Below are 14,963 nucleotides of genomic sequence, written 5' to 3' on the forward strand. Positions count from 1 at the left end.
ATGGAAGTCGATAAAATAAAGGAAAGTATAAAAAAAGCAGCTCAGGACCTGTTTAGAAAATACGGCTACCATAAAACCAGTGTCAATGAAATCGCTAAGCGGGCGAAGATCGCTAAAGCAACCATCTATAAATACTTCGAAAGCAAAGAGTTACTGTTACAAGCCATCTTAATGGAATACATCCAGCATAGTGTTCATGAGATCATTCATAACCCGTCGGAAGACCTGGATCAGGAAGCTTATTTAAGCAGCATCATCTTAAAGACCAGCCGCCTCTCTTATACTGTTTGTAACGAGTTTATCGGCTGGGAATTTATACGCGAATCTGCTAACTCCCAGGAATTCCTTAAATCACTCTCCGACGACCTCGAGGACCTCCTTATCCACTCCTTCAATGAAATTAAACTCTTTGAAGCTGATGATTATATCGAACGCCTGCGTTTTCTGATTAAAGCAAGTAAAAGCATTGTATTCTCTTTCGCCTTTACTTCCGTAAGTGATTCTGACGTCAGGAAAAATTTCATCTCTTTCCAGAAGGAGATCCTTCCATATCTGGTTAAAGCAGCTGTGAAATAGGTATCAGCCGCCAGGTATCAGGTATCAGGTATGAGGTATCAGATATGAGATATGAGATATGAGATATGAGATAAAAACGTACCAGCTGAAAACGTACTAGCTGGAAACTATTGATACCGATTTAGTTTTTAGTATAATTATGTTATATTTGTAACAATAAGCATACAAAAGCCATGAGCAAAGAGACTTTAGAGATTTCTATTTTGATTGATGAGCTATTTGATTTCTGAGGGACTGTAAGATTTATTACGCCACTCATACCTGATACCTCGTACCAATAAATTTCCGTAATTTTGCCGCTCATGAAAAAAGTGCCGGCAGATAAAAAGTTCTTGCAAAACATTGAGGTAATAGATATTGCTGAAGAAGGCAAGGGCGTAGGAAAATCAGATGATCTTGTAATATTTATTGACAAAGCCGTACCCGGCGACCTCGTCGACGTGGAGCTCATAAAGCGCAAGAAGAAGTTCTTTGAAGGCAGGATCTCCGCCTTAGTGAGGCCTTCGGAACACCGGACTGATCCCTTCTGCCAGCATTTCGGTGTATGCGGTGGGTGCAAATGGCAGCACTTAACATACGAATCCCAGTTACAGTTTAAGCAAAAGAGCGTGAGCGATGCGTTGCAACGGCTTGCTAAGGCCGATGTACCAGGAATGGAAACTATCCTTGGATCTAAAGCCTCCCGTTATTACCGCAATAAGCTGGAATACACCTTTTCGGATAAGCGCTGGCTAACAGACGAGGATATGCGGAATGGTGAAAGTATAGAAATGAATGCTCTCGGTTACCACATTCCCGGCCGGTTTGATAAGATCCTCGACATTGAACATTGCCATCTTCAGGCCGACCCCTCAAATGATATCAGGAACAGGATCCGCGACTACGCGCTTGCCAATAGTATTTCATTCTATAACTTGCGCAATCACGAAGGTGCGCTACGGAATCTGATCATCCGCACTTCCAGTATTGGAGAACTGATGGTGATTGTAGTGTTTGCCTATCCCGCGGAGGGGCAGATAGAGGGCCTGATGGAATTTCTCAAAACCGAATTTCCTGGAATCACCTCGCTGCTTTATATAGTTAACCAGAAAAAGAACGATACCATATTTGATCAGGACATCTATATTTACTCCGGACCTGATTATATTTTCGAGAATATGGATGGCTTAAAATTCAAGATAGGGCCAAAGTCGTTCTACCAGACTAACTCTGAGCAGGCATTTGAGCTTTATAAGATCACTAAGGATTTTGCAGGTTTTAAAGGAGATGAACTTGTTTATGATCTTTACACCGGCGCCGGAACGATCGCCAATTTCGTTGCCAGGGATGTCAAAAGAGTTGTCGGAATTGAATATGTGCCTACAGCTATCGAAGATGCAAAGATCAATTCGCAGATAAACCAAATAGATAATACGGTCTTCTTCGCAGGCGACATGAAGGATATCCTCAATGCGGAATTTATAGCCGCTCATGGTAAACCGGATGTGGTTATAACAGATCCGCCACGCGCTGGTATGCATCAGGATGTGGTTACCCGCCTGCTGGAGATGGAAGCTGATAAAATTGTATATGTAAGTTGTAATGCAGCCACCCAGGCGAGAGATATTTCCCTTCTTAAAGAAAAATACGATGTAGTCAGGATCAGGCCGGTCGACATGTTCCCGCATACCCAGCATGTTGAAAATGTCGCGTTATTAAGGCTCAACAAAAACCTGTCGGCTAAACAATAAACACATTATGGATATAAAAGACCTGTTAAATCCGGAAGGTACTAATGGAGAGCAAAAGAAGGAAAGCCCTCTTAAAAGCCTTGAAACCGATCTTAAATTCTATAACGAATCACTAAAAGAAGTCGCGGTTGAAATTATGACGGAAGGGATATCAGCCTATCCCATTTTTGTTGCACATCAGCATGAGGTAAGGCTGGGAGAGGTTATACTCGACAAGAATGACCTGAATACTGACTGGAGCATCCATGCTTCAACCATGGAAGAGTTTGCAGAGAAAGGCCTCATCCTGCCCGACAAACAGGAAAAGTTCCTTAAACAATACAAAGACCCTTATGCTTACATGTGTGTGTTTGTCATTGTTCCTGAAGGAGCAAATTTTGTGTTCTTCCCTTACCAATAAGCCACCAAAGTACCTGTATGCCTCACCTGGCGAGCATACCCTGCTCAGATCCTGACGGATCTCGTGTTCAAACATAACTAACACGCGCCCGACGTGACCGCCGTTACATCTCCGGGTAAAATATTTAATTAAGCTGCGGGGTGTCTTGGAAAACATGTATTTTCAAACGAAATTTGAGCGAAATGGCTGAAAAGAAATTAATAATACTCGACAAAAAACAGATCCAGCAAAAGATTGAGCGGATGGCTTATCAGATCCTGGAAGATAATCTGAATGAGACTGAGATCATAGTGGCCGGCATTGTAGATAAAGGATATACCATAGCTAAGCACATCAAAAAGGCTCTCGAATCGATCTCCCCGATCAAAGTTACCTTAATGAAGATCGAACTGGATAAAAACAGCACACATCTTCAGGCCATAACAGATATTGAAGTGGTTAAAGCATCCAATAAAGTCGTTATCCTGGTGGATGATGTACTGAACAGCGGCAGGACTCTGGCTTACGGCCTTGGGGTTTTCCTGGACATCCCGCTCAAGAAACTACGCACCCTCGTATTGGTTGACCGCAATCACCGCATCTTCCCTGTATCGCCTGACTACACCGGCCTTGAGCTGGCTACTATCCTGAAAGAGCACGTGGATGTGGTGATGGGCGTAAAGTCCGAACCGGATGCAGTTTATTTGAGCTAAAGATAATAATGGAGTTGGAAACGCCTCATACCTCAAAACCCAAATTCAAATAATATGCCAGTCGTTCAGCGGTAAGGTCGCTTGCACTGATCACACATTTAGACTGGTTATAAAAAACTTCTCTTTCCTTTAGCTTCTCTGTAATAAAATCGACAAGATCATCCCCCTTAAGGTTCCTGATCAGGGGACGGTCGGCGGTTGAGTTTTCCAGCCGGCTGGCAAGAGCTTTGGGCGGCAAGGAAAGGTAGGCTACTTTCCCATGCTCGTTCATCCACTCCATATTGTTGCTATAGCATGGCGTCCCGCCGCCTGTGGCAATGATCACATTTTCGGGGTAATCGGTCTTCTGAAGAACTTCACTCTCCATCTCCCGGAATGCCGCTTCGCCATGTGCCGCGAAATATTCTACAATGGTCATTCCGGCTCTGGCCTCAATAAACTTATCCAGGTCAATAAAATCGTACTTTAAATAGTTGGCCAGCTTTTTACCTATGGTGGTCTTGCCACTGCCCATAAATCCAATCAGGAACACTTTCATAAATTCTCTTCACGTTGATTTCCCAGGGAATATCAACCCCGGGGTATCCTATAAATGTATAACCGTCTTAATTGTTTTGAAAATACTCGGCGACCAGCTCGTCATAAGATGGCAAATTATGAAAATGCCACTTATTTACAACAGTTCCGTTCTTAAGAAGCAGCAGGCCCGGGTTCGACCTGACCATACTTTTCAGTGGGATGCCGTCAGCAAAGAAAATTTCCATCACCAGCTTATTCTGATCGCTGAATTCGTCCGCACTTTGAGCAGAATTGGAGGTAAGAAGAACGGTTCGGATATTATAATTCTCCGCTGCATTGATAGCCAGTGCATTCAAATCCCCAATGCCATTCCTGTTAGCTTTTGACAGATCGTAAGCAACAACCATCAGATTGTAGTACGGATTCTCAAGAATTTCCTTATTATAGTCTGTGCCCTGGCTATCGGTGATCTTCAGATCCTTAATTTTAACATCGTACCCCTTTTTAACAAGCCGGTTCACCGGGTCGCCCACTATCGCCCAGCTGTTGTCCTTCCATATCTCCGTACTAATATATTCTTTATCTGTCAACTTCTTTTCTTCGCCCGACTTCTTATTTTTCAAAGTATAGGTTATCTCATACACATCCAACGGTGCTCCCGGCGGAACGACCATAAGAGATGGGATGTTATTCCCGATCTTATAAGGAAGAAAATCCAGGATAGGAAGAAAATTATAGGTATAAAGACCAAAGCCAAGGGAAAGTAAAATTACTGCTCCGGAGATCCACTGCATTGACTTCTGGCCCGAGATCAAGGATGTTATTTCCCCCCGGTAACGAAAGATAACGAGGATCAGCGCCAAAAGGACGATATCTTTGCCGAACGACTGCCATGGGCTTAAAGGAATCGCATCTCCAAAGCAACCGCAGGAGGTAACTACTTCAAAAAATGCTGAATAGAATGTCAGGAAGGTAAAGAAAATAATAAGAAGCAATAATCCCCATGCAACTTTATTTGCCCAAAAACCCAAAAGAAGCAGGGCACCCAGCACAATTTCAAGCGTACATAGTAATATCGCTATTGCAGGAGCATAGTCATTTAAGAAACTAATATGGAAAACCTCAAAATATTCCTGGAGCTTATATCCAAAACCCAACGGATCATTCGCCTTTATAAGCCCCGAAAAAATAAAAAGCAAACCGACTATTGTCCTGCTGATAGTTAATGCTATATTCTTCCCGCTTCCCATCCTACCCCAGCTTTATCAGCGCAAACACCGAATAGTTCAACATATCCTGGTAATTAGCCCTTACCCCTTCCGATGCCAGGGTCTGCCCTGAATTATCTTCGATTTGCTTGACCCTTAATATCTTCATAAGTATCAGGTCTGTTAAGGAGCTGATACGCATATCCCGCCATGCCTCGCCGTAGTCGTGATTTTTGGCAAACATCAGCTCTTTTGTTTCGTTCACCATCTTATCAAAATATCCTTCAATCTCATGGGCAGGCAACTCTGTCCGGCTATCATCAGTCAGTTCAAGTTGCATCATCGCGATGATACAATAGTTAACAATACCAATATATTCGGAAGTGATATCCTCTCCTACCTTGGAGATTTTCTTTTCCTCGAGGGTGCGGATACGCTGTGCCTTGATAAAGATCTGATCAGTTATTGAAGATATTCTGAGAATGCGCCATGCAGTGCCGTAGTCATTGGTCTTTTTGATGAAAAGCTCCCTGCAAACTCTGATCACTGCATCGTATTCGGATGATGTATTTTTAGCCAAGTGGATGATTTTTTATTTGTTAGAACGACTAATTAATCGGTATTTTGCCATTACATGGCGGATAAAAATACAGTTTTTCAGCAAAAATTATCGTTAAATATTCGGGGCAGGCTGATGGATCTTTCCGCGCCTAAAATTATGGGGATCCTGAACCTTACACCCGATTCATTTTATGATGGGGGCAGAAATAATAACCTTACGGATGCGATCAAAAAAGCGGGAGAACTTTTATCCGAAGGGGCACATATCCTGGACATCGGTGCATATTCTTCCCGCCCTTCGGCCGGTCATATTAGTGAAGACGAAGAGCACACACGGCTGATCCCCGTAGTGAAGGCTATCGTCGAAGAATTTCCTGATGCCGTTCTCTCGATAGATACGTTCCGGTCCGGAATTGCACGAGCTGCTATTAATGAAGGGGCTCATATCGTGAATGATATTTCGGGCGGTGAAATGGACAAAGAAATGTTTCAAGCTGTGGCTTCCTTGCATGTGCCTTATATATTGATGCACATGAAAGGTACTCCCCAAACAATGGCCTCGATGGCGGAATACGACGACCTTATGACTGAAGTCTGCCATTATTTTTCGGTAAAGATCGATCAGCTGAAACATTTGGGGATAGTGGATATAATTGTTGATCCGGGCTTTGGTTTTGCAAAAAAAACTGAGCACAGTTTTGAACTGCTGAAGAATCTTGACCAGTTAAAGATCACCGGGCACCCCGTACTCGCCGGCCTCTCTCGGAAATCAATGATCTATAAAACACTTGGCACCGATGCGGAAAGTGCGCTTAACGGAACAGTCGCGGCCAACACCATTGCCCTGATGAAAGGCGCAAATATATTGCGGGTGCACGATGTAAAAGCAGCCCGCGAGGCTATTGAGATTTTTGAAAAGGTGAGTTAATTGTTACTCCGCCGTGCCTCCTCGCAATGACGCACATTTATATGATGTTTGTCATTGCGAGCGAAGCAAAGCAACTAAATCATATTTTATCTTTACTTTTAAATCATGGAAGGATTTGATTTCAGTTTTCTTGACCTGCGATTGCTGGACATTATTGATATCATCCTCGTTGCACTTATCATCTATTACGTTTACAACCTCATCCGTGGAACAATAGCGCTTAATATCCTGCTGGGATTAGTGATCATCTATGCAGTTTACCTGGTCGTCAGGCAAGCTCATATGCAGCTTCTCACGGAGATCCTCGATGGATTTGTTCAAATAGGTTTTATCGCCCTGATCGTGGTTTTCCAGCAGGAGATCCGGCGGTTCCTGCTGCTGATCGGGCGAAATGCCTCGCTTCAAAAAAATAAGGCATGGTGGTCGTTCCTGTTCGGCCGCAAGGAAATTGAAAAGAATAATTCAGCCCGCATCAAGCCAATAATTGACGCATGCAAAAGCATGCAGAAAAGCCGGACCGGCGCATTGATCATTTTTGCGAAGTATTATGATGAACAATATTATCAGAACAGCGGGGAGATCATTGATGCACGCATTTCAAAACGCCTGCTGGAAAGTATATTTCAAAAGAACAGCCCGCTGCATGATGGTGCAGTGATCATTTCGGAGAATAAGATCAAATGTGCCAGCAGCATCCTTCCCCTTACCGAAAATGATAAGCTGCCCCCCCAATTCGGTTTACGTCACCGCGCCGGGATCGGGATCTCAGAAAGCAGTGATGCTGTTGCGGTAATCGTCTCTGAAGAAACCGGCGAGATCTCTTACGCCAAGCAGGGAAGGGTTAAAATGAAAATGAGTTTGGGAGAATTAGAGAAGTTGTTAAACAAGGATTTTTAACCGGGGAGCTGAGGACTGAATGTCGGAAGTCTGAGGAACCGTACCTAACGCCTAATCCTTACTTCATCTACGGCTGTCATTGCGAGCGGAGCGAAGCAACCCAAAAAAAATCCGTCATCACTGACGGATTTCCTTTCAGACAATATTTTTCTAATTAGCAGTACTGATCAAAAGCCTGATTCAGATTATCTGCGATCATTTGTGCAGGACGACCTTCAATCTGATGGCGCTCGATCATGTGAACCAGCTTACCATCTTTAAACAAAGCAATTGCCGGAGAAGATGGAGGGAAAGGCAGCATATGAGCTCTCGCCTTATCAACAGCATCTTTTTCCATTCCTGCAAACACAGTTACGAATTTATCAGGATGCTTCTCGAAAGAGGTCGACATTTTAGCCGCCGGACGGGCGTTTGCAGCAGCGCAACCGCAAACAGAATTAACCATTACCAGCACCGTTCCCTCTGATTTTATGGCCTGATCTACTTCTTCGGGAGTCCTTAAGTCCTGAAAGCCTGCATTAACCAGTTCCTGGCGCATCGGTGCAACTAAATATTCTGGATACATATCTTAATTATTAACGTTCTCTAAATTCAATTACAAAGTTAAGTATTTGCAGATGATAGTGATGCATGGGAAGATGGTTTTGACGTTTAAATTACGAAATGAGTTATAGGCAGTACGTCATTTCCCAACGCGGAGCTAACGCTTTCGTACCTGCCCGGCAGCGTGCAGCTTAACTGCCCCGTTATCATTGAAACAGACTCTTTCTCTTAATCCCTTGGTTTGTTGGTTATCACTATGGCTCCTCATTTCCCAATTCACCTCGCATCTCTCCACTTTCAACTTTCAACTTTTTGAATTAACAACCCTATCCCTTACCTTTGCAAACTATTTCTTACGTACTGGTAAGAAACAATAATCGATTTATTAATCAATGCGTTAGATGCGTATTTAAACAACAAACTATGTCATCAGTAGAGACAACTTATGTACCTTACAAAGTTAAGGACATCTCCCTTGCAGAATGGGGACGCAAAGAGATCGGATTAGCCGAAGCAGAAATGCCAGGCTTAATGGCACTTCGCGAGGAGTACGGTCCGTCACAGCCTTTAAAAGGCGCACGCATCGCAGGATGTTTGCACATGACCATCCAGACTGCAGTATTAATTGAAACATTGACTGCCCTGGGTGCCGAAGTTACCTGGTCATCATGTAACATTTTCTCAACTCAGGATCACGCCGCTGCTGCAATTGCTGCTGCGGGCATCCAGGTTTATGCCTGGAAAGGTCTTAACGAGGAGGAATTTGACTGGTGTATCGAGCAAACTTTACATTTCGGGCCAGACCGCAAGCCATTGAACATGATCCTTGATGATGGCGGCGATTTAACTAATATGGTATTCGACAGGTTCCCTGAGCTTATTGCCGGGATCAAAGGTCTTTCTGAAGAAACCACTACCGGTGTTCACCGCTTATACGAGCGTATGAAGAACGGAACATTGCACTTGCCTGCGATCAACGTGAACGACTCGGTCACAAAATCCAAATTCGATAACAAATACGGATGCCGCGAATCACTTGTTGACGCGATCCGCCGTGCGACTGACGTAATGATGGCTGGTAAAGTAGCTGTTGTTTGCGGATATGGCGATGTTGGTAAAGGTTCTGCTGAATCTTTAAGCTCACAGGGCGTTCGTGTAATCGTTACTGAAATTGACCCCATCTGTGCGTTACAAGCGGCAATGGAAGGTTATGAAGTTAAAAAGTTGGCGACTGCTGTTAAAGAAGCTGACATCGTGGTAACAACTACCGGTAACTGTGATATCGTTCGCGGCGAGCATTTCCTTGCTTTAAAAGACAAAGCTATCGTTTGTAATATCGGCCACTTCGATAACGAAATCGATATGGCCTGGTTAAACTCTAACTATGGTAACACAAAAGTAGAGATCAAACCACAGGTTGATAAATACACCATCAACGGTAAAGATATCATCATCCTTGCAGAAGGCCGTTTGGTAAACTTAGGCTGCGCAACTGGTCACCCGTCTTTCGTAATGTCTAACTCCTTTACGAATCAAACTTTGGCTCAGCTGGAACTTTGGACTAACACAGATAAGTATGAGAACAAAGTTTACGTTCTTCCTAAATATTTAGACGAGAAAGTAGCGCGTTTACACCTGGCTAAGATTGGCGTTGAACTTGAAGAACTGGATCAGCACCAGGCAGATTATATTGGTGTGCCGGTTGAAGGCCCGTTCAAAGCGGATACGTACAGGTACTAAACTGAGCTCGGAGGTCTGGAGTCAGATATTACCGGCGGCTAAGTATAAAAACCCTTTCGATTATTTCGGAAGGGTTTTTTTATTGTCGGGTATGTTGTTAAAGATGCTACGATAGGTACGTCTTCGCTCCCCTGCCAAGCTATCGTGTATCTACAACTTATCTCGTATAAATCATGCGCCAGGCTAACCCCGAAGGTGGTCGAATGTTTATAGGGAAGCATTAATAATGATTTGTCGACCCCGAAGGTGGTCGCATATGTCGTTTTGTTACATGCGACCACCTTCGGGGTCGGGGTTTCGGGCTAGAAAAATGTTCTATAAACATTTGACCCGTTCCGGGTCATTGCATTGAATTAAAAATATAAATTGTAGGTACACGATAGCCTGCCAAGGGGAGCTGTCCGCTTGGGCGGAGGGGCCATTGGAAATATACATAGCATTTTTTTTGGAAAGCAATGGCCTGCACCATTCGGTTCCGCCAGCCGGGTGCTCTGCAGTAGTTTTGCTTCCCATTCCTCTTAAAACAATAAAATCACATCTGGCAAAAGCTACTGCTGCCGCCCCCGTTTATTTTGTAAAAGCCTGTGCTCATCACTTGGGACAGTTTATCACAATTTATCTATCTTTGAAATAGCTGCTAAATTCATATTTAGTGCTTCTTATAAACACTATGGCACATCTATCCGTCAATATCAATAAAATCGCAACCCTCCGCAATTCCCGTGGCGGCAACAACCCAGACCTGGTCAAAGTCGCATTAGATTGTGAACGTTTCGGTGCCCAGGGCATAACCGTTCACCCCCGCCCCGACGAAAGGCACATCCGTTACCAGGATGTCTTTGATCTAAAAGCTGTGATCAAAACAGAGTTCAACATCGAGGGTAATCCTACTGAACAGAAGTTCGTTGATCTCGTTCTGGCAAACAAACCGGCTCAGGTAACTCTCGTGCCAGATGCTGAAGGCCAGCTCACGTCAAATCACGGCTGGGATACTATTAAACATCAGGGATATCTCAAGGATATTATTGCAAAGTTTCAATCTGCAGGGATCCGTGTTTCAATCTTTGTGGACCCGGACAATAAAATGGTAGAAGCCGCTGCCAGTACAGGAACGGACCGCATTGAGCTTTACACGGAAGCTTATGCATCGCAATATCATTCAGGGAAAGAAGCGGCTATTAAACCTTACATTGAAGCCTCGAACCTTGCAGCCGAGCTTGGGCTTGGGCTTAACGCCGGACACGATCTTGATCTCCATAATTTGAAATATTTCGCCCAACAGATCCCAGGATTATTGGAAGTAAGCATAGGGCATGCATTAATTTCAGATGCTTTATATTTAGGTCTGGAAAATACAATCCAGATGTATCTTAGACAATTAACGCTATGAGCTTTGAGATATGAGATATGAGCATCGCCATTTCGGGCAGCATAACTGATTGCTCCACATCGCGTGCAAATAACACATTCATAAATTGACTTTGACCATGAAGAAACCACTTTCAATTTTAATAGTATCACTCTTAACGGCATTTACGGCTTGTAAAAACGAAACATCTATCAACCAGGACGATGCTTCAGAGGTGATAACAGAATACCTCGAGAGCAATCCGGAATATAAAACAGCTACATTCAGGTTCGGCGAGTTAAAGTTCCACAGCAGAAAGGACCGGGAAGATCTGAACAACTACGAGGAGCTGGGAAACAGTGGTTTCATAAAAATGGAACTTGACGAAAAGAAAAAAGTATTCCTTTCAAAAGACAGCACGTATGTATACCGTGTTACACTAACCGAAAAAGCCGCACCTCTGGTACTCGAACAAGGGAAAGACCGTGCCACAGTCAAAGCCCTGAACTACATCCTGGACGATAGCAAGCCGGTAAACTTCGTTAAATCGAACAATAAGACTGCTAAAGCCACGGTTTCGCTAAAAAAGGAAAAGACAGAATTCTACCCCTTCATGAATAAAGATTCCAATAGCGACTTTATTACCAAAACCTACAAGCTGAAACTAAAAAAAGATAACAGCTGGGAGATTAACTAGCATAAAAGCTTTCCTACCTGCTTCGCGACCTTAGCGCAAACCTTTGCGGTTTTGGCGTTTAAAAAAGCTCATTGATAGGCTTAGCAGCAAAAAATAATCGGGAAAATCCGTACTTTTGCGCAACCAATATCCCACTCATTTAATGAAGCTTAACATAGATTATCAGGAAAAATTTGAGCAGCGACACATTGCTCCAAACGGCGATGACACCGCAAAAATGCTCGAAATGATCGGCATAGGTTCTTTGGACGAACTGATTGCAGAAACTGTACCAGCGAATATCCGGTTAAAGAACCCTTTATCCCTTCCAGATGCCAAAAGTGAATTCGATTACCTGAATGATCTGAAAGTTACTGCTTCAAAAAATAAGGTCTTTAGATCTTACATTGGCCAGGGCTATAACGACGTCATCGTTCCTGGAGTTATTCAAAGAAACATCCTTGAAAATCCAGGATGGTATACCCAATACACTCCGTACCAGGCAGAAATAGCACAGGGACGTCTGCAGGCCCTATTGAATTTCCAGACGATGGTGGTCGACCTTACCGGGATGGAGATCGCCAATGCATCTCTGCTGGATGAAGGCACCGCCGCCGGGGAGGCAATGTTTATGCAGTACAGCCTTCGCAACAACCCTGAAGCAAATGTGTTCTTTGTCTCTGAAGAGGTTCTACCTCAAACTATAGATATCTTAAAAACGCGTTCAGCTCCTTATGGGATTAAAATTCTGATCGGCGATCACCGGACCGTTGAACTTAACGAGTCTATGTTCGGTGCGATTGTTCAATACCCGGCAGGCAGCGGGGAGGTTTATAATTATTCTGCCTTTGCATCAAAGGGCCATGAGAAAGGAATCAAGCTGACGGTTGTAGCAGATATCATGGCATTGAGCCTGTTAACTCCCCCCGGAGAATGGGGTGCTGATATTGTTGTCGGCTCAACCCAGCGTTTTGGTATACCGATGGGCTTTGGTGGTCCGCACGCTGCATTCTTTGCGACAAAAGACGAATATAAGCGCTCGATGCCGGGACGGATCATTGGGGTGTCTATTGATAATGCAGGAAATTACGCTTTGCGTATGGCACTGCAAACGAGAGAGCAGCACATCAGGAGAGATAAGGCTACATCGAACATCTGTACTGCACAGGCGCTCCTGGCGATCATGGCTGGGATGTATGCCGTTTATCACGGTCCTGCCGGAATCAAACTCATCGCAGAGCGCATTCATGGATTGGCCGTTCTTCTTAAGGATTCACTCGAAAGCCTCGGCTTTAAACAGGAAAATGAATTCTTCTTCGACACTTTAAAGTTTAATCTGGGCGACCTGGTAAATCCAATTCACGCAGAAGCTTTGAATAACGAAGTTAACCTGAATTATAAAGGCTCGGTAGTTACCATCTCGCTTGATGAAACAACATCATTCAACGACGTGCAAACCCTGGTTCGTCTTTTTGCAAAGGTAAAAGGCAAAAACCTTCATGATGTTGATACCGATAACCTGAGAGCAGATCTGCAATCACATATTCCAACAGAACTCCAGCGTACTTCATCGTACCTGGTCCATCCTGTATTTAACTCACATCATTCAGAGCATGAAATGCTGCGCTATATCAAGTCGCTTGAGGCTAAAGACCTGTCTCTTTGCCATTCGATGATAGCTTTAGGCTCCTGTACGATGAAACTTAATGCAACTACCGAAATGGCGCCGGTCACCTCGGCAGAGTTTAGCAAGATGCATCCTTTCGCACCTTCAGACCAGGTCGGCGGATACATGCAGATCTTTGACGAACTGAACAAATGGCTAAGTGAGATCACCGGCTTCGCTGCTATGAGCTTACAACCAAACGCGGGAGCCCAGGGTGAGTATGCGGGCTTAATGGTTATCCGTGCATATCACCAGGACAGAGGTGATTTCCAACGTACCGTTGCTCTCATACCTTCCTCAGCGCACGGCACTAACCCTGCATCTGCAGCGATGGCTGGAATGAAGATTGTCATCGTTAAGTGCGATGACAAGGGAAACATCGACGTGGCTGACCTTAAAGCAAAAGCGGCCGAGCATGCAGCAAGTCTTTCTTGCCTGATGGTTACCTATCCTTCTACCCACGGTGTTTTCGAGGAGTCGATCATAGAGATCTGCGAAACGATCCATGCCTACGGCGGACAGGTTTACATGGACGGAGCAAACATGAATGCCCAGGTAGGTTTAACAAGTCCCGCCACCATCGGCGCTGATGTTTGTCACCTTAACCTTCACAAAACATTCTGTATACCGCATGGTGGTGGTGGCCCCGGAATGGGTCCGATTGGTGTTGCAAAACACCTGGTTCCATATTTACCAGGCCATCCGGTGGTTCAAATTGGCAATGAGAAATCTATTCCGGCTGTATCTTCAGCCCCCTGGGGTTCCGCATCTATTCTCCTTATTTCTCACGCTTATATAGCGATGATGGGCGGCGAAGGATTGACAAATGCTACAAAACACGCTATACTTAACGCTAATTATATCAAATTCCGCCTGGAAAAACATTACCCGGTACTGTACTCAGGCACCAGGGGCCGCTGTGCCCACGAAATGATCCTGGATTGCCGCTCATTTAAAGGTTTCGGTATTGAAGTTACAGATATCGCCAAAAGGCTTATGGACTACGGCTTCCATGCCCCCACAGTATCCTTCCCTGTCGCTGGAACAGTAATGATCGAACCAACGGAGTCGGAGCCCAAACATGAACTCGACCGTTTCTGTGATGCGATGATTTCAATTCGCGCTGAGATTCAGGGAGTGGAAAGCGGCATTTTTGATAAGGTCGATAATCCGTTAAAAAATGCACCGCATACTTCAGCTGTGGTAACTTCAGATTCCTGGGATCATCCATATAGCCGTCAAAAAGCTGCATTTCCGCTTCCTTATGTCGCTGACTACAAATTCTGGCCATCGGTTGGCAGAGTCAATGATACCCACGGCGACAGGACACTTATCTGTGCCTGCCCGCCAATAGAGAGCTACGCCGAAGAGCTGGCTTAGTATTCTTGCATTTAAACTAAAAAAGGCTGCGGACTCCGTAGCCTTTTTTAGTTTAAAACCTCTGCACTTTTACCGGATTGTTTTCCTTTTTTAATCACT

The 14,963-nt window shown here is 44.4% G+C and carries 14 protein-coding genes; 10 read left to right on the forward strand and 4 right to left on the reverse strand.

Features of this window, described 5'->3' with window-relative positions:
• The 4 genes from P2W76_RS00465 (at position 1) to P2W76_RS00480 (ending at position 3,398) form a co-directional block, all read left to right on the forward strand.
• Positions 1 to 576 carry a TetR/AcrR family transcriptional regulator gene (locus P2W76_RS00465; protein ID WP_276345467.1) on the forward strand — a complete coding sequence of 192 codons (576 nt, stop codon included), beginning with the start codon at positions 1 to 3 and terminating at the stop codon, positions 574 to 576.
• Between the two features lie 302 nt (positions 577 to 878).
• Positions 879 to 2,306 (forward strand): 23S rRNA (uracil(1939)-C(5))-methyltransferase RlmD, encoded by a 1,428-nt coding sequence (gene rlmD / locus P2W76_RS00470; RefSeq protein ID WP_276345469.1) that lies wholly within the window; start codon positions 879 to 881, stop codon positions 2,304 to 2,306.
• 7 nt (positions 2,307 to 2,313) lie between these two features.
• Positions 2,314 to 2,706, forward strand: a complete 393-nt coding sequence (locus tag P2W76_RS00475; RefSeq protein ID WP_276345470.1) for a hypothetical protein — start codon at positions 2,314 to 2,316, stop codon at positions 2,704 to 2,706.
• 182 nt (positions 2,707 to 2,888) lie between these two features.
• Positions 2,889 to 3,398 carry a phosphoribosyltransferase family protein gene (locus tag P2W76_RS00480; protein ID WP_276345471.1) on the forward strand — a complete coding sequence of 170 codons (510 nt, stop codon included), beginning with the start codon at positions 2,889 to 2,891 and terminating at the stop codon, positions 3,396 to 3,398.
• 25 nt (positions 3,399 to 3,423) lie between these two features.
• Here P2W76_RS00480 and P2W76_RS00485 read toward each other — a convergent pair whose 3' ends face one another.
• The 3 genes from P2W76_RS00485 to P2W76_RS00495 form a co-directional block, all read right to left on the reverse strand.
• On the reverse strand, positions 3,424 to 3,936 hold the full coding sequence (locus P2W76_RS00485) for a shikimate kinase (RefSeq protein ID WP_276345472.1): 513 nt from the start codon (positions 3,934 to 3,936) through the stop codon (positions 3,424 to 3,426).
• Positions 3,937 to 4,003: 67 nt separating this feature from the next.
• A complete protein-coding gene (locus P2W76_RS00490; protein ID WP_276345473.1) occupies positions 4,004 to 5,167 on the reverse strand; it encodes a BT_3928 family protein in 1,164 nt (387 codons plus the stop codon).
• 1 nt (position 5,168) lies between these two features.
• Entirely contained in the window at positions 5,169 to 5,705 is a 537-nt protein-coding gene (locus P2W76_RS00495; protein ID WP_276345474.1) for a DUF1599 domain-containing protein, read from the reverse strand.
• 54 nt (positions 5,706 to 5,759) lie between these two features.
• Between P2W76_RS00495 and folP the strand changes: the two genes are divergently transcribed.
• Positions 5,760 to 6,614 (forward strand): dihydropteroate synthase, encoded by an 855-nt coding sequence (gene folP / locus P2W76_RS00500; protein ID WP_276345475.1) that lies wholly within the window; start codon positions 5,760 to 5,762, stop codon positions 6,612 to 6,614.
• A gap of 105 nt (positions 6,615 to 6,719) precedes the next feature.
• Positions 6,720 to 7,511, forward strand: coding sequence for a diadenylate cyclase CdaA (cdaA, locus tag P2W76_RS00505; protein ID WP_276345476.1), 792 nt, complete (start codon positions 6,720 to 6,722; stop codon positions 7,509 to 7,511).
• Between the two features lie 154 nt (positions 7,512 to 7,665).
• On the opposite strand, the gene P2W76_RS00510 is transcribed toward cdaA, so the two are convergent.
• Positions 7,666 to 8,076: a BrxA/BrxB family bacilliredoxin gene (locus tag P2W76_RS00510; RefSeq protein ID WP_276345477.1), complete on the reverse strand. Its 411-nt coding sequence runs from the start codon at positions 8,074 to 8,076 to the stop codon at positions 7,666 to 7,668.
• A 401-nt stretch (positions 8,077 to 8,477) separates the two neighbouring features.
• Here P2W76_RS00510 and ahcY point away from each other — a divergent pair, with 401 nt between their 5' ends.
• The 4 genes from ahcY (at position 8,478) to gcvP (ending at position 14,864) form a co-directional block, all read left to right on the forward strand.
• The gene (gene ahcY / locus P2W76_RS00515; protein ID WP_276345478.1) at positions 8,478 to 9,794 is read left to right on the forward strand and encodes an adenosylhomocysteinase; all 1,317 of its coding nucleotides are present in this window, start codon (positions 8,478 to 8,480) and stop codon (positions 9,792 to 9,794) included.
• Positions 9,795 to 10,464: 670 nt separating this feature from the next.
• The gene (locus P2W76_RS00520; protein ID WP_276345479.1) at positions 10,465 to 11,184 is read left to right on the forward strand and encodes a pyridoxine 5'-phosphate synthase; all 720 of its coding nucleotides are present in this window, start codon (positions 10,465 to 10,467) and stop codon (positions 11,182 to 11,184) included.
• Between the two features lie 97 nt (positions 11,185 to 11,281).
• Complete coding sequence (locus P2W76_RS00525; protein ID WP_276345480.1) at positions 11,282 to 11,839, forward strand: hypothetical protein; 558 nt, start codon at positions 11,282 to 11,284, stop codon at positions 11,837 to 11,839.
• 142 nt (positions 11,840 to 11,981) lie between these two features.
• A complete protein-coding gene (gcvP, locus tag P2W76_RS00530) occupies positions 11,982 to 14,864 on the forward strand; it encodes an aminomethyl-transferring glycine dehydrogenase (protein ID WP_276345481.1) in 2,883 nt (960 codons plus the stop codon).
• Positions 14,865 to 14,963 lie beyond the last annotated feature (99 nt).

The sequence above is a fragment of the Daejeonella sp. JGW-45 genome (assembly GCF_029360805.1).
GTDB lineage: Bacteria > Bacteroidota > Bacteroidia > Sphingobacteriales > Sphingobacteriaceae > Daejeonella.

Excerpts from the sequence above, each read along its gene's own strand:
- P2W76_RS00465 (WP_276345467.1), top strand. The coding sequence starts at position 1 with ATGGAAGTCGATAAAATAAAGGAAAGTATAAAAAAAGCAGCTCAGGAC.
- rlmD (WP_276345469.1), top strand. The coding sequence starts at position 879 with ATGAAAAAAGTGCCGGCAGATAAAAAGTTCTTGCAAAACATTGAGGTA.
- P2W76_RS00475 (WP_276345470.1), top strand. The coding sequence starts at position 2,314 with ATGGATATAAAAGACCTGTTAAATCCGGAAGGTACTAATGGAGAGCAA.
- P2W76_RS00480 (WP_276345471.1), top strand. The coding sequence starts at position 2,889 with ATGGCTGAAAAGAAATTAATAATACTCGACAAAAAACAGATCCAGCAA.
- P2W76_RS00485 (WP_276345472.1), bottom strand. The coding sequence starts at position 3,936 with ATGAAAGTGTTCCTGATTGGATTTATGGGCAGTGGCAAGACCACCATA.
- P2W76_RS00490 (WP_276345473.1), bottom strand. The coding sequence starts at position 5,167 with ATGGGAAGCGGGAAGAATATAGCATTAACTATCAGCAGGACAATAGTC.
- folP (WP_276345475.1), top strand. The coding sequence starts at position 5,760 with ATGGCGGATAAAAATACAGTTTTTCAGCAAAAATTATCGTTAAATATT.
- cdaA (WP_276345476.1), top strand. The coding sequence starts at position 6,720 with ATGGAAGGATTTGATTTCAGTTTTCTTGACCTGCGATTGCTGGACATT.
- P2W76_RS00510 (WP_276345477.1), bottom strand. The coding sequence starts at position 8,076 with ATGTATCCAGAATATTTAGTTGCACCGATGCGCCAGGAACTGGTTAAT.
- ahcY (WP_276345478.1), top strand. The coding sequence starts at position 8,478 with ATGTCATCAGTAGAGACAACTTATGTACCTTACAAAGTTAAGGACATC.
- P2W76_RS00520 (WP_276345479.1), top strand. The coding sequence starts at position 10,465 with ATGGCACATCTATCCGTCAATATCAATAAAATCGCAACCCTCCGCAAT.
- P2W76_RS00525 (WP_276345480.1), top strand. The coding sequence starts at position 11,282 with ATGAAGAAACCACTTTCAATTTTAATAGTATCACTCTTAACGGCATTT.
- gcvP (WP_276345481.1), top strand. The coding sequence starts at position 11,982 with ATGAAGCTTAACATAGATTATCAGGAAAAATTTGAGCAGCGACACATT.